17 protein-coding genes are annotated in these 22,527 nt (G+C 54.7%); 8 read left to right on the top strand and 9 right to left on the bottom strand.

The window, feature by feature from the left end:
- Positions 1–12: 12 nt before the first annotated feature.
- Positions 13–1,842, top strand: a complete 1,830-nt coding sequence (gene aceK / locus FRIGORI9N_RS00600; RefSeq protein ID WP_201301381.1) for a bifunctional isocitrate dehydrogenase kinase/phosphatase — start codon at positions 13–15, stop codon at positions 1,840–1,842.
- A gap of 543 nt (positions 1,843–2,385) precedes the next feature.
- On the opposite strand, the gene FRIGORI9N_RS00605 is transcribed toward aceK, so the two are convergent.
- Positions 2,386–3,111 (bottom strand): nitroreductase, encoded by a 726-nt coding sequence (locus FRIGORI9N_RS00605; protein ID WP_159567982.1) that lies wholly within the window; start codon positions 3,109–3,111, stop codon positions 2,386–2,388.
- 132 nt (positions 3,112–3,243) lie between these two features.
- On the opposite strand from FRIGORI9N_RS00605, the gene FRIGORI9N_RS00610 reads away from it, so the two are divergent.
- Positions 3,244–4,755: an NAD(P)/FAD-dependent oxidoreductase gene (locus tag FRIGORI9N_RS00610; protein WP_159567983.1), complete on the top strand. Its 1,512-nt coding sequence runs from the start codon at positions 3,244–3,246 to the stop codon at positions 4,753–4,755.
- 47 nt (positions 4,756–4,802) lie between these two features.
- Here the strand turns inward: FRIGORI9N_RS00610 and FRIGORI9N_RS00615 are convergent, their stop codons facing one another.
- Positions 4,803–5,186: a hypothetical protein gene (locus FRIGORI9N_RS00615; RefSeq protein WP_159567984.1), complete on the bottom strand. Its 384-nt coding sequence runs from the start codon at positions 5,184–5,186 to the stop codon at positions 4,803–4,805.
- Positions 5,187–5,353: 167 nt separating this feature from the next.
- Between FRIGORI9N_RS00615 and FRIGORI9N_RS00620 the strand changes: the two genes are divergently transcribed.
- The 6 genes from FRIGORI9N_RS00620 to FRIGORI9N_RS00645 all read left to right on the top strand — a co-directional run bounded on the left by FRIGORI9N_RS00620 (position 5,354) and on the right by FRIGORI9N_RS00645 (position 12,171).
- Complete coding sequence (locus FRIGORI9N_RS00620; RefSeq protein WP_159567985.1) at positions 5,354–6,022, top strand: exopolysaccharide biosynthesis protein; 669 nt, start codon at positions 5,354–5,356, stop codon at positions 6,020–6,022.
- An 82-nt stretch (positions 6,023–6,104) separates the two neighbouring features.
- Positions 6,105–6,713, top strand: coding sequence for a 2-hydroxychromene-2-carboxylate isomerase (locus FRIGORI9N_RS00625; protein WP_159567986.1), 609 nt, complete (start codon positions 6,105–6,107; stop codon positions 6,711–6,713).
- A 2-nt stretch (positions 6,714–6,715) separates the two neighbouring features.
- A complete protein-coding gene (locus FRIGORI9N_RS00630) occupies positions 6,716–8,326 on the top strand; it encodes a carboxyl transferase domain-containing protein (RefSeq protein WP_159567987.1) in 1,611 nt (536 codons plus the stop codon).
- A 32-nt stretch (positions 8,327–8,358) separates the two neighbouring features.
- A complete protein-coding gene (locus FRIGORI9N_RS00635) occupies positions 8,359–9,156 on the top strand; it encodes an enoyl-CoA hydratase-related protein (RefSeq protein WP_159567988.1) in 798 nt (265 codons plus the stop codon).
- 16 nt (positions 9,157–9,172) lie between these two features.
- Complete coding sequence (locus FRIGORI9N_RS00640) at positions 9,173–11,230, top strand: biotin carboxylase N-terminal domain-containing protein (RefSeq protein WP_159567989.1); 2,058 nt, start codon at positions 9,173–9,175, stop codon at positions 11,228–11,230.
- A gap of 5 nt (positions 11,231–11,235) precedes the next feature.
- Positions 11,236–12,171: a hydroxymethylglutaryl-CoA lyase gene (locus FRIGORI9N_RS00645; RefSeq protein WP_201301434.1), complete on the top strand. Its 936-nt coding sequence runs from the start codon at positions 11,236–11,238 to the stop codon at positions 12,169–12,171.
- Between the two features lie 19 nt (positions 12,172–12,190).
- Here FRIGORI9N_RS00645 and FRIGORI9N_RS00650 read toward each other — a convergent pair whose 3' ends face one another.
- From FRIGORI9N_RS00650 to gspD, 7 genes are read right to left on the bottom strand one after another with little or no spacing between them, the layout of a single operon-like run.
- Positions 12,191–14,104 (bottom strand): ATP-binding protein, encoded by a 1,914-nt coding sequence (locus FRIGORI9N_RS00650; protein ID WP_159567991.1) that lies wholly within the window; start codon positions 14,102–14,104, stop codon positions 12,191–12,193.
- Entirely contained in the window at positions 14,101–14,814 is a 714-nt protein-coding gene (locus FRIGORI9N_RS00655) for a response regulator transcription factor (protein ID WP_159567992.1), read from the bottom strand. The genes FRIGORI9N_RS00650 and FRIGORI9N_RS00655 overlap by 4 nt, the downstream gene beginning before the upstream one ends.
- An 11-nt stretch (positions 14,815–14,825) precedes the next feature.
- Positions 14,826–16,724 (bottom strand): ATP-binding protein, encoded by a 1,899-nt coding sequence (locus FRIGORI9N_RS00660; protein WP_159567993.1) that lies wholly within the window; start codon positions 16,722–16,724, stop codon positions 14,826–14,828.
- A 4-nt stretch (positions 16,725–16,728) separates the two neighbouring features.
- Positions 16,729–17,442 (bottom strand): response regulator transcription factor, encoded by a 714-nt coding sequence (locus FRIGORI9N_RS00665; RefSeq protein WP_159567994.1) that lies wholly within the window; start codon positions 17,440–17,442, stop codon positions 16,729–16,731.
- On the bottom strand, positions 17,439–18,653 hold the full coding sequence (gene gspF / locus FRIGORI9N_RS00670; RefSeq protein WP_159567995.1) for a type II secretion system inner membrane protein GspF: 1,215 nt from the start codon (positions 18,651–18,653) through the stop codon (positions 17,439–17,441). The genes FRIGORI9N_RS00665 and gspF overlap by 4 nt, the downstream gene beginning before the upstream one ends.
- Positions 18,654–18,659: 6 nt before the next feature.
- Positions 18,660–20,123 (bottom strand): type II secretion system ATPase GspE, encoded by a 1,464-nt coding sequence (gspE, locus tag FRIGORI9N_RS00675; RefSeq protein ID WP_159567996.1) that lies wholly within the window; start codon positions 20,121–20,123, stop codon positions 18,660–18,662.
- On the bottom strand, positions 20,120–22,516 hold the full coding sequence (gene gspD / locus FRIGORI9N_RS00680; RefSeq protein ID WP_236550831.1) for a type II secretion system secretin GspD: 2,397 nt from the start codon (positions 22,514–22,516) through the stop codon (positions 20,120–20,122). The genes gspE and gspD overlap by 4 nt, the downstream gene beginning before the upstream one ends.
- Between the last annotated feature and the right edge of the window lie 11 nt (positions 22,517–22,527).

Below are 22,527 nucleotides of genomic sequence, written 5' to 3' on the forward strand. Positions count from 1 at the left end.
TGAAAGCAGCTTATGAGCAGCCTGCCCTTGGACCTGAAAACCCTGGAAGAAGACTTTGGTGAGCTGAGTGAAACCAGCCACCTGAGTGAGGATGAGGAGCGCGAGCTGTCCAAAAAGGTGGCCAGCGACATTTTGGCGGGCTTTGACAAGCACTATCGCCTGTTTCGCTATTGCGCACAGCAAACCAAAAAATTGTTTGAAGAAGGCGATTGGCACCTGATTCAACAGCTGGCCCGCGACCGTATCGATTTTTATGACGAACGTGTGAAAGAGGCTGTGGATTTGCTTCGCAGAAATTATGGTTCGCTGTTGATGAGCGAATCGGTGTGGGCAAAAATCAAAACCCGGTTCGTGACTTACCTGGTGGATCACAAACAGCCTGAGCTGGCGGAAACCTTTTTCAACTCTGCGGTGACAAAAATTTTGCACCGGGATTACTACCACAACCGTTTTTTATTCGTGCGCCCAGCGGTGAGTACTGATTATGTGGAAAGTGATCCCCCCTCGTATCGCAGCTATTACCCGGCCAACCCGAAAAGCGGTGGCTTGCGTAAAACTTTAAAGCGATTGGTGCGCGACTTTTCATTGAATGCCGATTTTGTGGATTTGGAACGCGACCTGCGCTATGTTGTACACGCTGCAAGGCAGGTAATGCCGCGCCCCATTAAGGTAGACCCGGATTGCCAAATTCAGGTGCTCTCCAGCCTGTTTTTCCGCAACAAAGGTGCGTACATTATTGGCAAGTTTATCAATGCCAACATGCCGCAACCTTTTGCCATTCCCATTTTGCGTGATTCGGCCGGCAAACTTTACATTGACACTGTTCTGTTCAATGTTCAGCAAATTGCCACGCTGTTCAGCTTTACGCGAGCGTATTTCCTTGTGGACATGGAAACCCCAGGCGCGTATGTGCAATTTTTGCGCACCTTGTTGCCCAACAAGCCCAAGGCCGAGATGTACACCATGCTGGGTTTGCACAAGCAGGGCAAAACTTTGTTTTATCGCGATTTTTTGCACCACCTGAAACACAGCCACGACGAGTTTATCGTTGCGCCCGGTATCAAGGGTTTGGTGATGGCGGTGTTCACGCTGCCTTCTTACCCTTATGTGTTCAAACTGATCAAAGACAAAATAGCACCCAGCAAGGAAATTGATCGCGCGGGTGTAATGCGCAAATACCAGTTGGTGAAAGAACACGATCGCGTGGGCCGCATGGCCGACACTTGGGAATACAGCCATGTGGGTTTGCCGCTGAACCGTTTTTCACAAGAATTGATTGACCACTTGAAGGACACTTGCGAAAGTTCGCTGACCTTTGAGGACGACACGGTGGTGATCAAGCATGTGTACATTGAGCGCCGAATGACACCGCTGAATATTTACTTGCAACAAGGCACGGACTCAGATGTGGAGCATGGCATTGCCGAATACGGCAATGCGATCAAACAGCTTGCAGCGGCGAATATTTTCCCGGGCGATATGTTGTTCAAAAACTTTGGTGTTACCCGCTTGGGCCGAGTGGTGTTTTACGATTACGATGAAATCGAGTACATGACCGATTCCAATTTCCGTCGCATTCCAGAAGCGCCCAATCCGGAAGCAGAAATGTCTGCAGAGCCTTGGTACACCGTGGGCCCGAAAGATGTATTCCCCGAGGAGTTCGGGCACTTCCTGTTGGGTGACCGCAGGGTGCGCAAGGCGTTTTTAAGCAAACACCGCGATTTGCTGGAATATGAGTTTTGGCAAGAGCGCAAAGATCGCATTACCCAGGGCCATATCGAAGATATTTTCCCGTATTCCGAAGCGGTGCGATTTACCAACCGGTTTATCAAGAAGCGGTGAGCGGCCAGGGTGGTTTCTTGCCAACCTGGCGTGGGTTATTCGTGATCTGAACTTGAAGGGTTACCGCGGTGGTTTCTTGCCACCTCAGCGTGGGTTGCCCGTTCCGCACTGAAAACCGCTGAATCCCTTTTTGAATTTATTCTTGCTCACCGAGCTCGGCAAAAGGGCGGGCCGAGTCTCGGTGTCGGCTTGAAGCCGAACGCTTCTAATAAACTCAAACGGGGCGGTTTTCTTGAAGTGCGGCCCAAGCAATCCCACTGCCGAGTTGGCTTAAACCGGCGCTTGCGATTCTCCATCACCCCGTGCAGCTCACCGCTGGGTTCAACGCCCAATCGGCGGCGGTGTTTCGATCGCCTCGCCTTCAAGAAAACCTGCCCGTTTGAATTCAACCGCCACGGTCGGCCATCGGCCGGCACCGAGACTCGGCCCGCTTTTTTGCCGAGCGAGGTGAGTCAGGGTGAATCTCAAAAAGGGAAGTACAGGTTTTCAGGCGAGAGATTGGAACCCTAGCCGATCGGGCTAAATAAGCCCGCCCTCGCGTGTTTATGCCCCGCGCTTGGACAGCATCAACGCACTCGCCGTAATTTTCTCAGGCTGAAACTTGTTCACCGGCACATCCTGCTCATAGCCAATGGCCACGCCGCACAGCAAGTTGTATTGCTTGGGAATGTCAAAGTGCTTGTCCAAGGGGGATCGGAACAAGCCCAGCGCACCTTGCGCGCAAGTGCCCAGACCTTCGTTGGTGGCCGCCAACATCAGGCTTTGCAGAAAAATACCGGCGTCAAGCGCGCTGTAAATGCCCACGCCTTCGTGCACAAACACAAATGCAGCGGCGGGCGCCCCAAACATGCGAAAGTTCTCGGCCATCGCTTGGTCGCGTGCTTTCAGGTCGTTGCGGGCCACGCCCAAAACGCCGTACAAGCCTTTGCCACATTCCACGCGCCGCGCTTGCAAATCCTTGGGGTAGTTCATCACGGGTTTCACATCGCCATCAGGAATACCCTGGCTACGTGTCAACAAGCCCTTGATTTGGGCCAGTTTGCCGCCGCGCTGTAGTTTGATGGTTTCCTGAAATCGACCATACAGTTCGCTGCGCAAGCTTTCCAGTACATCGCCAGTGGCCAGGGCAATGCGGTAGGGGTGTGTATTGGACCAACTCGGTGACAGTGCAGCCTGTGAAAGTAGGCGTTGAAGCACTTCTTCCGGTACGGGTTTGGGGTCAAATGCACGTACGCTGTGCCGCTGTTTCAGTGTTTCAAGAAATTCCATTTTTCCTTGCTCTGTGTAATAGTTAGCCCAGTTTAGAGTATTTCTTACTAGCCAACAGACCCGGCTCGCCACTATTCTCTCAACTGACAATATGAAAAGTCACATAGACGGTCACATTAGGGGGACAAAAAAATGAACAATCCACACGTAGACGTACTGATTATTGGCGCTGGTTTGTCTGGCATTGGTGCAGCATGCCACATCAAGCAGAACTGCAAAGGCAAGACCATCAAAATTCTGGAACGTCGCAAAGCCATTGGCGGCACTTGGGACTTGTTCCGCTACCCCGGTATTCGCTCTGATTCCGACATGTTCACGCTGGGTTACAGTTTCAAGCCCTGGAAAGGTGAAAAGGTTTTGGCCAACGGTCAGGAAATTCGCGAATACGTGACTGAAGCCGCCAAAGAGAACAACGTCACCAAAGACATTCAGTTTGGCCTGAAGGTGACCTCGGCCAACTGGGATTCCGAGGCGAACCAGTGGACCGTGGAAGGCATTATTGAAGAAACTGGTGAAAAGCAGGTGTTCACCAGCAATTTCTTGCTGGGTTGTACCGGTTACTACAATTACGACAAGGGTTACAGCCCGGAATTTCCCGGCATCAAGAATTTCAAGGGCACCGTGGTGCACCCCCAGCAGTGGCCAGAAAAACTGGATTATTCCGGCAAGCGCGTGGTGGTGATTGGCAGTGGAGCAACCGCCATTACGTTGGTGCCGGCCATGGCCGACGATGCTGCGCATGTGACCATGTTGCAGCGTTCACCCACGTACATTGCATCGATTCCTTCCGTCGATCCGGTTTCCGTGGTGCTGAAAAAATTCATGCCCGACACCTGGGTCTACAACATTGGTCGCGCACGCAACATTGGCTTGCAGCGCCTGATTTTCAAGTTGAGCAAGCAACGCCCCCAAGCCATTAAACGCTTGTTGTTGGGTGCAACCCGTGCGCGCATGGGCAAGAATTTCGACATGAAGCATTTCACGCCGAGCTACAACCCATGGGATCAGCGCCTGTGTGTGGTGCCCGATGGCGACCTGTTCAAGGTACTGAAAAAAGGAAAGGCCGACATTGTGACTGACCACATCGACACCTTTGTCGAAAACGGTATCAAGCTGAAAAGCGGGCAGGTACTGGAAGCGGACATCATCATTACTGCAACCGGCCTTGATCTGCAAATTCTGGGTGGTCTCACAGCGCATGTGGACGGCAAGCCTGTGAATGTGGGCGAAGTCATGAGCTACAAGGGCGTGATGATGAGCAGCATCCCCAACTTTGCCATGGTGTTTGGTTACACCAATGCATCGTGGACGTTGAAGGCCGATTTGGCTGCCGAGTTTGTGTGCCGTGTGTTGAATCACATGGACAAGCACGACTTTGCCCGCGTGGTGCCCAATGCAGACGGCGTAGAAACGGATGACACCCCCATGTTTGATCTGGATGCAGGTTACATGAAGCGTGCCGCCGACCGTTTGCCCAAGCAAGGCCCTGCCGCACCTTGGACTGTGGTGAACAACTACCTGGCCGACCGCCCGGTGTTGAAGAAAGGCAAGCTTGAAGATGGCGTGCTGGAATTTGCGAAAGCAGGGGCAGCAACGGGCAAGAAAACATCAAACCGCAAAGCGCAGGCCAAGCAGGCTGCGTAAGCAATCACTTTTCCGATTAAAAAGGGCTGCGGTGCCGCAGCCCTTTTTCAGTTGAATCCACTGCCATAACTCAAGCGATTCAACCCCTGCGTAGCCCGAACCGCGCGTTCGCCCCGGAATTGCACAACCTCTTCCTTGTCCACCTCGAACTCGCCGCCCAAGGGTGTTTCCAATGTGCCGGTGTCAAAGCTGTCCAGGCTGCGGTTCAGGCCCAGCAGGTCGTCGCGGCCAATGGTCAGCAGTGCCTTGCCCAGCGGGAAGTTACCCTGTGCGCGAATGTCGTCTCGCAGGGTGCTCACTGCCAGAATTTCTTCCCCGTTTACAAAGTAGTCGATCGGGCGCGGCACGTCGGGGAAGCGCTCAGCCAAAGCGGGCTGCGCACACAGGGCAGCGGCAGATATGAAAATCGGGGCAACAAATTGTTTGAGCATGGCGACTCCTGGTGGCGGCTGAATGTGGCAAATGCGTCATCACCTAGAGTGATGCTTTGGTGGTGATTTTGTCCATCGGGCTTACCCTTCGCTCGAAAGTGGTATGCCGCATCATGGCTGCACTCAAATTCGCCTAAGATGGGGTGCCTTTATTCACAGCCATCCAATTGAACAAGCCTGCCGACCAAGATGAATCGCTGAAAGAACTGCCCTACGCGTGGCGGCGTGTGGTTTTGTTCGCCGACAACATGGCGCAAGCCACTGTGGCCGATGCGATTGGGCGTAGCCCGAAACAGCAGCTCACCTGGATTGGTCTTGCTGCCTTGCCCCTGTTGTTACCTTTTGGGATTCCCGGAATTGCCACCACCCTGGGTTACCTTACCTTTTTGCTCGGTGTGGGTTATGCGCTGGGCTTTGGTGTGCCAATTCCCAAGAAGATCGGTGAAAAGCGACTTCCACCCAAAGCGGCTGGCGTACTCAAGAAGTTTCTGGGAATCTTTATTCGCAGGGTGGCACCCCACAGCAAGCCAAGGCTTTTTCTCATGAGTCATCCACGCATGCGGCCCATCAACGGCATGGTGCTGGCATTTGCCGGGCTCACCATGGCCGCACCTGTGCCCTTTGCCTCATTCGACAATGTGTTGCCCGCAGCGGCCATGGTGTGCATTACCTTTGGTTTAAGGGTTCGGGATGGCCGGTTGGTGCTGGCGGGCTATGTTTTCACTGTGCTGGCCGCATTGCTCGTGGTGTTGCTGTGGTGGGGTGGCTATGCCGTGTTTGTGTGGGTTTCAAAGCAACCATGGGCCAGCCAGTGGCTGGGTTGGCTTTTTTCCTGACAAGGCGCAAGCTTGGGCCGGAACTACGCCCCAAGTTCGATAGAATCACAGGAACGCCCTCAATATGGAGCCAAAAATCACCATGACTACCAAACAAACGATTGATTTCTTTTTCGACCTGACCAGCCCTTACAGCTATGTGGCTGCTGAACAAATCGAAGAAATTGCAGCCGCGGGCAATCGCACCGTAAATTACAAGCCCACCTTGCTGGGCTTTGTGTTCAAAAGCACAGGCAACACGGCACCCATGATGAACCCGGCCAAGGGCAAATACTCGGCGAAAGACTTTGCCCGCACCGCGCGCTTCCATGGTTTGAAAATCAACTGGCCCAAGAAGTTTCCGATCAATGCCACCACGGCTTCACGTGCCATTTTGCAGGTGCTCAATACACAGGCTGACAAGGCAGGTGAACTGACCCGCGCCTTGTACAAGGCGTACTTCGTGGAGGGCTTGGACATTACTGAAGACGCAGTGGTTGCCCAGGTGGCCAGCTCGATTGGTCTGGATGGTGCGGCGTTGGTTGAAGGCAGCCAAACCGATGCACTGAAAGAGCAATTGAAAAATGCTGTGCAGGAATCCATCGACGCGGGCATGTTCGGTGCCCCGTATTTTGTGGTGGATGGTGAGGCCTTCTGGGGGCAGGACCGCATGGAGCAATTGCGCCGCTGGGTTGCACAAGGGCCGTTCTGAACATGGGCGTGCTCGATTCCAACAACGTTAAAAACCGCCCTGATTTTGTAGCCAATCAAGCCGCGCTTAAAAAGCTGGTTGACGAACTGAAAGCCAATTTGGCGGTGGTGGCACAGGGCGGCGGCAAAGTGGCCAACGACCGGCACACCGCACGCGGCAAGCTGTTGCCCCGCGAGCGTGTGGCTGGTTTGCTGGATCCCGGCTCGCCTTTCCTTGAACTGGCTCCCTTGGCAGCATGGGGCATGTATGGTGGCGCCGCGCCCGGTGCGGGGGCCATTGCCGGCATTGGCCGGGTTAGCGGTGTGGACTGCATGATTGTGTGCAACGACGCCACCGTGAAAGGCGGCACTTACTACCCGCTTTCCGTGAAAAAGCACCTGCGTGCGCAGGAAGTGGCGGCCGAGAACAACCTGCCCTGTATTTACCTGGTGGATTCGGGCGGGGCCAACTTGCCCAACCAAGACGAAGTGTTTCCTGATCGCGACCACTTTGGTCGAATTTTCTTCAACCAGGCCAATATGAGCGCGCAAGGCATTGCGCAAATTGCGGTGGTGATGGGTAGTTGCACGGCCGGTGGTGCCTACGTGCCCGCCATGAGCGACGAAGCCATTATTGTGAAAAACCAGGCCACCATTTTCCTGGGTGGCCCGCCCTTGGTGCAAGCCGCTACGGGTGAAATTGTCACTGCGGAAGAACTGGGTGGTGCCGATGTACACACCCGCCTTTCCGGCGTAGCCGACCACCTGGCTGAAAACGATCAGCACGCTTTGGAAATTGCACGCCGCATTGTGGCCAATTTGGGTCGACCCGAAAAACGTTACCCCTGGGCATTGAGCGAGTCGAAAGAGCCCTTGTACAGCGCTGAAGAAATTTACGGCATTGTGCCGACCGATGCGAAGAAGCCGTTCGATGTGCGCGACATCATTGCCCGTGTGGTGGACGGCAGCGAGTTTGATGAATTCAAAGCCCGTTTTGGCAGCACGCTGGTGTGCGGTTTTGCGCGTTTGTATGGCATGCCCGTGGGCATTGTTGCCAACAACGGCATTTTGTTTTCTGAATCCGCCCAGAAAGGCGCGCACTTCATTGAGTTGTGTTGCCAGCGCAAAATTCCACTGGTGTTTTTGCAAAACATCACTGGTTTTATGGTGGGCAAGAAAGTGGAAAACGAAGGCATTGCACGCCATGGCGCAAAAATGGTGATGGCGGTGGCCTGCGCCAAAGTGCCCAAATTCACCGTGGTCATTGGTGGCTCCTTTGGTGCCGGCAACTACGGCATGTGTGGCCGTGCATACAGCCCGCGCTTTATGTGGATGTGGCCCAATGCCCGCATCAGCGTGATGGGTGGTGAACAGGCTGCAGGTGTATTGGCCACAGTAAAGCGCAACCAGATCGAAGCCAAAGGCGGCACTTGGAGCAAGGAAGAAGAAGCCGAATTCAAGGCCCCCACACTGAAGCAGTTTGACGAGCAAAGCCAGCCTTACTACGCCACAGCCAGGTTGTGGGACGACGGCTTGATCGACCCCGCAGACACGCGCCGTATTTTGGGCATGGCCATTTCAGCCAGCCTGAATGCCGACATTCCCGAAACAAAATTTGGCGTGTACAGAATGTAAATGCGCACAACAATAAAAACGGAGACACCGCAATGACTGAGCAGTCCAATGAAAAACCCGTGATTGAAACCCGCAAGGGAAAATCCGTGTGGCTGACACTGAACCGCCCGCAAATTAAAAACGCGATGAATGGCGAAATGATCGCCATGCTGGTGGAAGCATTTCAGCGTTTGGGCAACGACCCGGATACCCGCGCCATTGTGTTGGCAGCGAACGGCGATGCATTTTGCTCAGGCGCCGACCTTGGGTACATGATGCAAATGGCCCAGCAAGCCGCCAGCAACCAGCAAAGCGGCATTACCCTGACCAGCCTGTTTCGTGGCATTGCCGAATGCCCCAAGCCCGTGGTGGCCCGGGTGCATGGCCTGTGCCTTGCGGGCGCCACAGGTTTGGTCAGCGCAAGCGACATTATTGTGGCCAGCAACAATGTGAAATTCAGCCTGCCGGAAGTCAAGCGCGGTTTAATTCCAGCCACCATCAGCCCCTACGTGGTGCAAGCCATGGGCATACAAGCGGCGCGCCGCTACTTCATCACCGGCGAAACATTCACGGCTGAGAAGGCCTACGCCTTGGGCATGGTGCATGAACTGACCACGCCCGACACGCTGGATGCCAAACTGGAATCCATTCTGGCCGAGCTGGACAGTTGTGCGCCCGATGCCATGGCCGCCTGCAAAAAGCTGGTGCGAGACGTAAGCCGCATGGACATCACCGCCGATGAAACACATGCCGAAGTGGCCGCACGTCTTGCCGCCGTGCGCGGCAGCGCCGAGGCCGCCGAAGGCATGATGGCTTTCATGGAAAAACGCAAACCGAAGTGGGTCGGCTAACAGGGTTATTCAAAAAATGTTCACCAAAATACTGATTGCCAACCGAGGCGAAATTGCCCGCCGAATTAACCGCACAGCGCAGGCCATGGGCATACACACTGTGGCTGTTTATTCCACTGCCGATGCACAAGCACTGCATGTACAGGAGTGCAACGAAGCGGTGTGCCTTGGCGAACCCGAGGCTGCGCAAAGCTACCTGAACATCGAGAAAGTGATTGCCGCTGCAAAGCAAACCGGTGCGCAGGCCATTCACCCCGGTTATGGTTTTTTGTCCGAGAATGCCGCGTTTGCGCAGGCTTGTGCCAATGCGCACATCACATTCATCGGTCCGGGTGTGGAAGCCATTCGAATCATGGGCAGCAAAAGCGAAGCCAAGGCCTGTGTGCAGCCCGCGGGCGTGCCGCTGATTCCCGGTTATTTCGGTGCCGACCAATCGCTGGGCACCTTGCAAACCGAGGCCGAGCGAATTGGCTTTCCGCTGATGATCAAGGCGGTGGCTGGCGGTGGTGGCAAGGGCATTCGCATTGTGAACAATGCAGGCGATTTGCAGGCGGCACTTGAAAGCTGCCAACGCGAAGCCAAAAACGCATTTGGCGATGCCACCGTGATGCTCGAAAAACAAATCATCAAACCCCGCCATGTGGAAGTGCAGGTGTTTGCCGATACCCATGGCAATGTGGTGCATTTGTTCGAGCGCGATTGCTCAGCGCAGCGCCGCCATCAAAAAGTAATTGAAGAAGCCCCTGCGTTTGGTCTCACGGAAGCGCAACGCGAAGCCTTTGGGCGCACAGCGGTACAAGTGGCCAAGGCCGTGAATTATGTGGGTGCGGGCACCGTGGAGTTTTTGCTCGATGCACGCGGCGAGTTTTATTTCATGGAAATGAACACGCGCTTGCAAGTGGAACACCCTGTCACCGAGATGATCACCGGCTTTGATTTGGTGCAGTGGCAAATCGAAATTGCAGCGGGATTGCCTTTGCCCGCCACGCAAGAAACCATTCACATCGATGGCCATGCGTTTGAAGCACGCTTGTATGCTGAAAACCCCGATCAAGGTTTTTTGCCAGCCATTGGCACCGTTGAGTTGTGGGAGGCACCCGATGCGATCGAGTTTCGCACGGGCACCCATGCAGGCAGAACCGCGGGCATTCGCCTCGATTCTTCCATGCGTTCGGGCTTAGCGGTGTCGCCTTACTACGACCCCATGGTGGGCAAGCTGATTACCTGGGCGCCCACCCGTGAAGCGGCGTTGAAAAAACTTGCCGATGCATTGGCGCAATTGCGTTGTGTGGGTGTAAAAAACAACCTGGCTTGGTTGCGTAGTTTGTGCTTGCACCCCGAATTCGCAGCCGGTGGCTATGACACAGGGCTGATCGACAGAATGACTGAGCGAACAAACACAGAGCACGGGCAGCAAATTGAGTCAGTCACATTGCAAGCGTTGGCTGGCCTTGCACGCTGGGCTTTGCACCAACATGCGAACAACAAGAACAGCAGCGACCCCTTGGCCATGCTCGACGGGTTTTATTCCAGTGCCCCCCCTTTGCGTGAAGACCGTTGGTTAAACCGCGATATTGCCTTGGCCACCCACACGCATGTGTCGGTTCAAGGGCAGCAGGCGACGATTCAATGCGCAGGTTCCGCTCTGTTTGCAACGCTGACAAATCATGGCCATGGAAGTGGTTTGGCTCGAACCAAAGGCCTTGTCAACACAGGCCCACACGCAGGCAGCCCCTTTGATTTGATTTGGCATGGCGACAACCTCAGCATTCATGTGGGTGCGGAACAAACCAACCTGCACTGGCAAAACCCAGCGCACATTCGCGCCGATCAGGGGCACGACGCACACGGTGTGGCAGCACCCATGCCGGGCAAGGTGTTTGCAGTGTTTGTGAAAGTGGGCGATGCTGTTAAAAAAGGGCAGCCCTTGATTGGTCTGGAGGCCATGAAAATGGAACACACGCTGAACTCCCCGTGCGATGGTGTGGTGCAAGCCATTCCACACCCCGTGGGTGATCAGGTGACCGAGGGCACCGAGCTGATTCATTTTTCTGAAGACACGAATTCAAAATGAGCATGATCAAACTTCCAGCCCAAGTGACCTTGGTTGAAGTGGGCCCCCGCGATGGCCTTCAAAATGAAAAAACGCCCATTTCCACCGCAATCAAGGTGGAGCTGTGCAAACAGTTGATTGAGGCGGGTATTCGCCGGCTGGAAGCTGCGGCTTTTGTGTCGCCAAAATGGGTGCCACAAATGGCCGATGGTGCCGATGTGTTGGCAGGGCTGCAAGCCATGACCGAGTTGCAGGGACGTACCGTGTCTTATTCTGCCTTGGTGCCGAACCTGAAGGGCATGGAAGCTGCCATCGAGGCGGGTGTGCAAGAGGCGGTGGTGTTCACCGCTGCGTCTGAGGCATTCACTCAAAAAAACATCAACTGCACCATTGCAGAAAGCATTGAGCGATTCAAACCCGTGGCTGAACTGGCGCGCGCACACAATATTCATTTGCGCGGTTCCATTTCCTGCGCACTGGGTTGCCCCTACCAAGGCGAAGTACCCGTTCAAAGCGCCGCCGATGTGGCCTTGCGGCTTCGCGATATTGGTGTGCAAGAATTTGATGTGGCCGACACCATTGGTGTGGGCACGGCCTTGCGTGTTAGCCAGGTGTTTGAAGCCGTTGGCTACAGCGTGGGGCTGCAACATGTGGCAGGTCATTTTCACGACACCTACGGGCAGGCTTTGGCCAATATTTTGGCAGCCTTGCAGTTGGGTGTTTCAACATTCCACAGCTCAATTGCCGGGCTGGGTGGCTGCCCGTATGCCAAGGGGGCAACCGGCAACGTAGCCACTGAAGACGTGGTGTACCTGTTGCAGGGAATGGGGATTGAAACCGGTCTGAACCTGAACAAGCTGGTGCAAACCGGCGCATGGATTTCCGGCAGTATCGGCAAGCCCTACATAAGCCGTGCTGGCCGTGCGGTGTGGAGCAAGCTGAATCCAGAAGCGCAAACGTAAAGCGCGTCGCCAGACCGACCTATTTTTTGCGCAATCTAGGAATGGCCATGAACACTGCCACGCCTTGCCCCTGGCTGTTTCGCCCGGTGTAAAGTTCAATGCGAATGGCTTTGGCCCGAATTTTCATGTGAGCAAGGCCGCGCCCACGGCCCAGCGTGTTGTGGGGCATGCCCACGCCATTGTCGCTAATGTTCAATAACACCTTGTCCTCGGTTTCAGCCCACCGAACACTTAATTCAATTTTGTTGGCTTTGGCGTGTTTCAGGCTGTTTGCGAAAACTTCCTGCACTATTCGCAGCAAATCGAACAGGTCGCGAGAACTGTAACCTTCCAGTTTTGGAATGTCCGCGACACTCCACAGCAAGTTCACGCCGCTGGCTTTCAGGCGGCGCTCGTAGCGCCACCGGAAGTTGCCCAGCAGGGCAAGCAAATCATCGCTTTGGGGATCAAGCGAATCAATCGCCATACGCAAATCGTCCAGGCATTCCTGCAGCACATCGCGCATTTCATCCTGACCCAATGGCTTGGTCTCACTCAGGTTCAGGGCTGACACCAAACTGGAACCCACGCCGTCGTGAATGTCTTGCATGATTCGTCGGCGTTCGTCGTCTTGTGCGCGTTGCTGCTCAATTTTTCGCAGTAAATTGAATTGGCGAAATAGCTGCTGTTCGCGAATGGCCAACTCGGAATTCAGCGAGTCGTTGGAGGTTTTCAGTTCTTGCAACAAAGCGCGATAGCGCCTGAAAATAATCCAGCAGGCTGATACAAAGAGCAAAATGCCGGTGTACTGCGACAACAGGATTGACTCAATCGGCAGCAAGTTCAGCATGGTGGCCAAATCACGAATGCTGAGCAGTACAAACAACAGGGAGCTGCAACCCAGAATGGCCCCTTCAAAATTGCGTGTACGCCAGGAATGGCTCAACAACAGCACATTCAATATAAACACCACAGGAATGACCGGCAGCAACAGCCAAAAGGTGAAGTTCAGGATTTGATCGCTACCCGCAGCAAAGGTAATCAGCGACACCGCCACTGCGTAAGCCAGCAGACCCTTGGGAATCCAGATCCAGCCCAGGTGCATGTAGCGAATCAGGAATAGCCCGTACAAACAGGCAAACCAGGCATGCAGGCTGTGCACCAACTGGCCCCACTGTGCATGGGGTAGGGGAATCCAGTCCATGAAATAGCCCGTGTTGCGAACGGCAAATACAATCACGGCAAGACTCAAGAACAAGAAACCTTCCTGTTCCCGAAAAATTCTCGCGAACACCAGCAGCAACAGACCACTGGCAAAAGCCACAAGGGTGGCCAGCATGGATCCAGTGACCTGCCACCGGTATGACGATTCATACATGGGTTCGAGCAATTGCCGAGGCCCCATCCAAACCCGGCCCAAACCACTGCGGTAGTTCTTGTAGCCCGCTACCTGAATCAACAGGGTGTTGTTGCCGGGGGTGAGCAGGTCGGGTGAAAACTGAAACAGATAAGGGTAATTCCAGTGCCGGGTAATCTCACCTTCCAGGGTGCCCAGTCCGCCGATCCAGTGGCCATTCAGGTAGGCGTGGGCATTCATGATGGCCTTGGGCATGAATACAGAATCGGGGGCTGGTTTATCCGGATCAAGCTGAAAATCAATTTGATACCAGCCTTGCCCTTCAAACCCGGGTTGGGTGACATCCCAAGAGTCGGGTAGCACCACGGTTTTTTTCGTATTCAGCGACATGACGTCTGCAGCGCTAAGCGTGGCGTCGCTTGAGAACAGCACTTTGGCCTGTTCAAACAAATGGGCTTGTTGTTCGGTGTTGGCGTTGCCCAAGGCGGGTAACGGGGCTTTGAATGTTCCCCACAAGGCCACTGCCAGGGTGAGCAGAAAAAGAAGGGAGAAACGCCAGGAAAACAGGCGATCAGTGATTTCCGGATTCGGACTCAAAGGTCAAGAAGCCCCAACAGGGTGGCTTCATACACCGCCTCAGACCGGCTGTGCACGTGCAGCTTCTTGTAGATACGCTTCACGTGGGTGGCCACTGTGTGGGTAGAAATTCCCATTTGCGCTGCAATTTCCTGCGCAGTGAAACCGCGGGCTACTTGTTGAATTACTTTCAATTCCCGGTCTGTAATACTGCAGGCTTTTTGTGATTCATCCTGCCCGGTTTTTGCTTGTGCAAAGTTGTTTTCTGCAGGCCGTGCCGTTTGCATTTTTGACAGCAACTGCCGAGCAATCAAGGGGCTGATGGGCGAGCCACCGTTGGCCACTTCAAGAATGTGCTCAATCAACTCGTCGTTTGAATAATCTTTCAGCAGGTAGCCGCTTGCACCCGCCTCAAGACTTCTCACCACATGGTCTTCATCACCAAAAGCGGTAATCACCAGGCATTCTGTTTCGGGTTTGTGTTTGCTTAGCCATTCAATGACTTCAATGCCCGATGAGTCCGGTAAGCCCAGGTCAATCAGGGCTACCTTTGGGTTGGTCATGAACAACAGGGAGTACGCGTCCTGAACTGAGCTGGCCACACCCAGCAATTTCATTTGTGGCGAGGAGTCGATCACACGGACCAAGTGGTCTTGCGTGGCCGGTTCGTCCTCGACCAAGATCACGCCGATTGGCTTGGCTTCAAAGTGATCAAGGTCTCGCGCGTTCATGATTTGCCGGTTTAAGTGTCCAAAGGTAATCTGAGCAGAAAGCGGGTACCTTGCCCAGCTTCGGTGGTCATTTCGATACTGCCACCCAAAGCAGCCGCACGTTGTTTCAGGTTTTTAAGGCCCCTGCCATGCTGGCTTCTTTCCAGCACAAATCCTACGCCGTTGTCTTGAATCTGAACACCCACATATTTTGGTCCCCTGGAAACATGCAGGCTGACTTCGCTGGCATTGGCATGCTTCAAAATATTGGTAAAAATCTCTTGAACAATGCGTAAAACATGCAGGCAGTTGCGGGCATCCAGGTAAGGAATGGGCGGTATGTCTTCATCAATCACCCAATGCAGCCGTATGCCTGCACTGCGCATATTGTCGGCGATCCGGTAGCGAAAAGCGCCCAGCAGGGTGGTGAGGTCCTGTTCAATCGGTTCCAGCGAGTCGATTGTTAGCTGCAAATCCCGCAATCCGGATTCAAGCAGGTTCAAGGTGTTTTTCCGATTGAAGTTGGAGGACTGCAAATGGTGAATTGCAGCCACCAGGTGGGCCCCCAGGCCATCGTGCATGTCGGCCATCAAGCGTTGGCGCTCGGCCATTTTTACTTTCTCTTCATCAATTTTCTGCATGCGTAGGTACTGCGTTGCCAATTCGACTTCGCGTTCCATTAGCCTGTTTTGCAGCGTTTCATTGAAGCTGTCGGATTCAGCCAGTAAACCGCTGTAGCGATCAATCAAGAAGTAGCTCATGGCCAAAAACATGGCAATGCCCATGTATTGGTTCAGAAAATAACCGTCGAATGGAAGAATTCCCGCGAGAAACAGGAGGTCAGAGGTGCTCAGGGCCATGTAGCAGAGCAAACCGAATCCGAAAGCGTGCGGCGCCAGGGATTGTTTGCTGTTTCCGTACCGCACCAGCAGTATCACGTTCCAGCTGTACATGCACAAACCGAGAATGCCGTAGTAACCCACCAGGCGCAGCGCCCAGTTTTCATTGATGATGAGCAACACCGGAAAACTCAGGGAGTAAGCCCACCATATTTTCCATTCCAGCCTTTGTTTGGGCACCCGGCAGTAAAGCAGTATCAGCAATACAATTGTGCTGGCAAATACCAACAATCCGCCTTGGGTAATCTGGATCCACAAACCGTGTTCAAATGGCGGCACGGTGGTCAGAAATGCAAGGTTCCGAATGCCCCACAGAAAACAGGTGGCGGCAAGCAGCATGAGCAGTCCGCTGCGGGTTTTGCCCATACCGATCAGTATGGTCAGCACAATGCCGGCACCCAACACAAAGGCGGTGCTCAGGTAGACCGAAGTCACCTGCACCTCGTAACGCGAACGGTAGGCTTCGCGAAGGTTTTCATCGGAGCCGAGCCAAATGGTGGACAAGCCAGCCAGGTAGTCGGGAAAGGCGCGCACTTGAATGGCCAGGGTGTTTTGCCCCAGCTTTAGTACATTGGCCCCAAGGTTCACTATTTGCGGGCGATTCCAGTTTCGCTCGGCAAACTCACCGGTCATCGGGCCGTAAAACCCAATGCGCTCACCATTCAGGTACACCTCGGCATTCATGGCAAAGCGCGGCATGTACAGCGCCTCAATACGACTCTCGGGTAACACATCGAAATCCAGCTCATACCAGTAAAATCCGCCAGGGCCCCGCAGCATGTTGTCAATTCTGTGGGGCAGCTGTACCACGGGTGCGGTGGCCAAGTGCGCAGGTGGCGCGGTTTGGTAGTCGGTGTGTGCGGCGAAGCGTGCCATGGTTAATTCAATGGCACTGGGATCGGTTGGCGTGGCTTTGGCGATTTGGTAATACAGCACGGCCGCGCCACACAGTGCAATCAGCATGGCCAATGCATAAAACAAAGCAAGTCGTTTTGCCCAGTTGTATGTGGGCGTCAGTGGTGCGCTCGCCATTGTTTCAGCAGTCTTTCAGATTGATCAAACCCAAAGCGTTGGCGCGATGAACCGCACTAGTGCGGGAATTCACTGCCAGCTTTTTGTAAATACGTTTGACGTAGGTGCTGATGGTGTTGATGGATACGCCCAGAAGGTCGGCGATTTCCGCTTGCATGAAACCCTTGGCCACCATTTCCAGCACTTGCTGTTCCCGCTCTGACAAGGGTGTGAATGCGTGATTCACCGTGGCTTTGCTGGTAGGCAGTTGGTCTGGGGTGGACACGCCGCGAAAACGGTTCAGCAGTCGCCGTGCAATCACCGGGCTAATCGGTGATCCACCCGCGCGCAGTTGTTTCAATCGATCAAGAATGTCGGCAGTGCGTGTGTCTTTGGTCAGGTAACCTGTGGCCCCGGCTTCGATACTGGAAATAACATGTGATTCATCACCAAACACGGTCAGCACCATGCTTTCGCAGCCGGGCATGTGTTGGTGAATGTGGGCAATCAATTCCAGGCCACTGCCATCGGGCAAGCCCAGGTCAACCAGCACCACCTCGGGTTGCAATTCGTTGACCACGGCCATGGCTTCCCTTAGCGTATAGGCCTGACCGACCAGGTGCAACTCAGGGTGGGTTTCAATGGCCAGTCGCAGTGCTTGCTGAATTCGGTCATCGTCGTCGACCAGCATGACGCGAATGATCTCTTGTCCAATCTCTGTTCGGCTTTGTATGTTCATTGGATCAGTTGGTTGACTTCAATAATCGGCATCATCACCGCCAGCACAATCAATAACACAATCAGGCCCATCACCAAAATAAGTATGGGCTCCATCAGGCTGGTCAGCCACATGGCCTTGCGTTCTACCTCGGTGCGCTGGCTTTCCGAGGCACGTTCCAGCATGGCAGCCAGTTGCCCGGTGGCCTCGCCGCTGGCGACCAGATGGGTCAGCACGGGCGGAAACAAACCGCTTTTGCCCATGGCTTTGCTCAGGCCGCTGCCTTCTTTCACGCGCTCTTGTACATCGACCATGGCCAGTTGCAAGGCGCTGTTACCCAATGTGCGGTTGGCGGCAGCCAGTGCCTTCAAAATGGGAACGCCGCTGCCCACCAAAATGGACAGGGTTGAGGCCAGGCGCGCTGTATTCACTGCACGAATAAAGGGCCCCACCACAGGAATAGTCAGCACCGTTTCATCAAATCTTAGTTTGAAGGCTTTGTTTTTCAGTGCGTTGCGAAACAGGTAAACAGCGATCGCAATGATCAAAGCCATCAACCAGCCCCAATCGCGCAGCAGATCCGACAGCGCAATCATCACCACGGTGATTGTCGGCAATTCCTGATTGCTGTTTTCAAACACCGACACCACTTGCGGCACCACATAGGTCAGCAGGCCGATCACCACCATCAAGGCGACCAAGGTAACAATTGCCGGGTAAATAAATGCAGCGCTTACTTTTTGCTGCAAAGCCTGGCGAGCCTCCAGTGCGTCGGCCAGTTTGGACAGTACGCCGCCCAGGTCGCCGGTATTTTCGCCAGCGGCCACAGTGGCCACGTACATTTCGGGAAAGGCTTTCGGGTACTGCGCCAAGGCTTGGCTTAGTGGTGTGCCGGAAACAACCTCGGAACGAATGCTGTTAATGCGTTCACGAATCAGGGGTTTTTCAGCCTGCTCCACCAGTGCGGCCAAGGCTTGCGCCAGCGCCAGGCGGGCTTGCAACAGGCTGGCCAGTTGGCGGGTCATCAGCACCACTTCACGGTTGCTCAATTCCCGATCAAAGCGGCCCGCTTTTTTGCCGGTCATTTTGGCGCTGCCCACCTCAACGACTTCAATGGGTGTCATGCCTTGCATGCGCATTTGGTTGCGCGCAGCCCGAGGGGAATCGGCTTCCATCGAGCCTTTGACTGTTTTACCTTGGGCGTTTAACGCCTCGTATCGAAAAACTGCCATGGGTTTTTAGTCTCGCGTCACTCGAAGCAATTCTTCAAGCGTGGTGGTGCCGCCTTCAACCCAGCGTTGGCCGTCTTCACGCATGTTCTTCATGCCTTTGGCCTGCGCACGCTGGCGCATTTCTGCTTCTGAAATTTCATTGTGCACCATGGTGCGCAATTCATCGTCGATGGTGAAGAGTTCGTAAACGCCGGTGCGGCCAATGTAACCGGTGTGCCCGCATTGGTCGCAACCGTTGGCATGCCAGTGGGTGTGGCCCTGTTCATCTACCGTGCTTGTTTTGCAATTCGGGCAAAGCCTGCGCACCAGGCGCTGGGCCAACACGCCCAACAGGCTTGAAGACAGCAAGAAGGGTTCTACACCCATGTCGACCAGGCGGGTTACCGCACTGACCGAATCGTTGGTGTGCAAGGTGGCCAAAACCAAGTGGCCGGTCAGCGAGGCTTGTACCGCAATTTGTGCGGTCTCCAGGTCGCGGATTTCACCAATCATGATCACATCCGGGTCTTGGCGCAAAATCGCGCGTAAGGCCTTGGCAAAGGTCATGTCGATTTTGGCATTCACCGGGGTTTGGCTAATGCCGGGCAAATCGTATTCCACCGGGTCTTCTACGGTCATCACATTGGTGGTGGAAGAATCGATCCGCGACAGTGCCGCATACAGTGTGGTGGTTTTACCGGAACCCGTTGGGCCAGTTACCAAAATGATGCCGTGCGGCATATTGCACAGGCGGTCCATTTCTTTCAAGGTGTGCTCGGGCATGCCAAGGCGGCTCAGTTCAAGCCGACCCGCTTCTTTGTCAAGCAAGCGCAGCACTGCGCGTTCGCCATGGCCTGTGGGCAGCGTAGAAACCCGCACGTCCATGGGTTTGCCGCCAATGCGCAGGGTGATGCGGCCGTCTTGGGGCAGGCGTTTTTCGGCGATATCCAGGCTGGCCATAATCTTGATGCGGGAAATCAGCGCCGAGTGCAATTCACGGCGAGGTTGCAGCACATCGCGCAACGTACCATCCACGCGGAATCGCACAGCCGAATGCGTCTCAAACGCTTCAATGTGAATGTCGGATGCGCCATCCCGGCTGGCTTGTGTCAGCAGCGCATTGATCATCCGGATAATCGGTGCGTCGTCCTCGGTTTCCAGCAGGTCTTCAACCGCGGGAATGTCTTGCATCAACTGGTCAAGGTCCAGGTCGCCAGCCACTTCATCGGCCACGGCTGCCGCACTTGTTTCCTGGCTGGAATAGGCCTGATTGATTGTTTTTTCCAGCACCACTGCGTCTTCGCAAAACACCCAGTCAATAGGGCAGGGCGCCACGCGTTGCGCTTCAATCAGTGCATGGCTGGGCGTGCGCGGGCTAAACGCCAGGCGCCATTGCTCGGCATGTGCATCAAGGCACAACACCTGGTTTTGACGCGCAAAACCATAGTGCAGGCGGCCAACAGTTTGTGGGTTGAAGCGCAACTCACTCAAGGCTTGTTACCCCCGCTGGGCGCGGTGCCCGGGCTAGAGCCCGTGTTGTTGCCATTGGTGCCACCACGAACGATTCGCCCACCATTTGAACCCACATCGGGGTTGCTGCTGCTTTCAGCCGCGCGCGGAATCACCAGAATCCGGTTGCTGGGCGTCAGGTTGATGGAATCACCATTGTTCTGCGCCGGGGCCACTGAGTTGGGGCGTGCCACATCGGCCGGGCGGCGGCTTGGCAACACAGGCGCTTCCATATTCGGTAAGCCAAACCGGCGCTCGGGCTGGTTCTCTTGTTGCAACTGGCGCATGTAATCGTATCGGTTGGTCACAATGCTTTGGGCCTGGTCTTCATTGCGAACCACCACGGGGCGCAAAAATACCATCAGGTTGGTTTTCTGGCGGCGCCGGTTGTCGTAGCGGAAAAACTGCCCCAGTACAGGCACATCGCCCAGGCCTGGCACTTTTTCCTCGTTGCCGGTTACCCGGTCTTCAACCAGGCCACCCAGCACAATGATGTTGCCGCTCTCAACCAGCACATTGCTTTCAATGGACCGTTTGTTGGTGATAATGCCCGACACATTGGTGCTGTCTACCACCGAACTGACTTCCTGAAAAATACCCAGCTTCACGATACCGCCTTCCGACACCTGCGGTTTTACACGCAAGGTCAGGCCCACGTCTTGTCGCTCAATGGTCTGGAACGGGTTGACCGTGGCGCCGTTGCCACCGCTGTTGGTGAATTGCCCGGTAATGAAAGGCACGTTTTGGCCGATCACGATTTTGGCTTCTTCGTTGTCCAGCGTCAGGATATTTGGCGTTGAAAGAATGTTGGCGTTGGCTTTGCTTTCCAGTGCGCGGGCCAAAAAGCCCAAATTGGAAATGGTGCCAATGCCGGGAATATTCACTTGCCCATCAATAACCCCGATGTTCAAGCCTCGGCCCACTGATCCCAAATTGGCAGCTGCACCCAAGATATTGCTGCCCGAGCCGGGTGCGTTAAAGTTGGTTCCACCAATTACACTGACTCCGTCACTTCCAACACCCGACAGGCCTTGAAACTGAATGCCGAACTCGGCTGCTTTGTCGGTGGACACTTCAACAATCAGTGACTCCACAAACACCTGCGCGCGGCGAACATCCAGTTTCTCAATAATCGAACGCAGGTTGCGATAAATCGGTTCAGGCGCGGTAATGATCAGCGAGTTGGTCGACGGATCTGCCTGCACAATGCCACCGTTGTTCAAGTCCACATTGCCTGAAGCCGCGCTAAGTTGTCCGCTGGACGTGCCGCCACCCAGTGAGGAACCCAAACTGCTTCCGCCCCCCAGGCCTGGGCTGCCGTTGGTGATGTTGCGGGTGCTGTTGTTTGATGAGTCGCCCAGCCCACCGGCCAGGCCGCCACTGGACTGCGAACTCAGGCCAGACGAGCTGTTGTCGGAAATCGGGCTGCTGCTTAGTACCGCCTGCAATGTTTTGGCCAACTTGGCGGCTTCCGCGTTTTTCAGGTAAACCACCCACACATTGCCGGGCTGCTTCGTGGGTTGATCCAGTTTGGCAATCAGGGCTTTGGCCAAATTCAAGCGTGCCTTACTGGGTGTGCGCAACAGCAGTGAATTGGTGCGTGGGTCTGCCATCACTGACAAACGTTGGCCAGCATCCACTGCCGCACCGGTTCCCCGGTTTCCTTCGTCCAGCATGCGGGCCAGGATCGCTGCCAGGTCCACAGCCAGCGCGTGTTCAAGGGGCACCACCTCCAGGTCGCCAGAATAGGGGCCATCGATACTGGCAATAATGCGGGCGATTCGCTGCAGGTTGTCTGCGTAATCGGTGATCACCAGGGTGTTGTTATTGGGGTAGGCCGCAATGGTGTTGTTCGGTGCAATCAGCGGGCGCAGCACGGGTACCAGTGCCGTGGCCGATTCATAGTTCAACTGAAAAACCTGGGTCACAATGGCATTGCCGCTTTGGTTCATGGCCTTGCGTGGGTCCACGCTTTCAGCCTGTACTTTTGCATCGTTCTCGGGCAATACGCGTGCCACACCGCCGCTTTCTACAATTGTAAAACCTTGCAGGCGAAGCGCTGCCAACAGGGCATTTTTCGCATCTGCGGCACTCAAGGGTTCAGGTGAAACCAGGGAAATGGTGCCACGTACACGCGGGTCCACCACAAAGGTTTGATTGGTAAACGAGCCGATTGCACGCACCACGGCGTCAATGTCGGCGTTCACAAAGTTCAATGCAAATTTGTCTTCCTGGCTGTTTTGCACCCGTGCCGTGCTTTGCAGGCTCAGGTTTTGTGCATGGCCTGCAACACCCAACCCAAGGCCCATAGAAGCCAGCGCAATACTCAAAAGCGAGCGTTTCATTTGTCCCATGCGTGCAGTGTTCAAGCTCACTGTTCCTTTTA

The sequence above is a fragment of the Limnobacter sp. 130 genome, assembly GCF_902506325.1.
Lineage (GTDB): Bacteria > Pseudomonadota > Gammaproteobacteria > Burkholderiales > Burkholderiaceae_B > Limnobacter.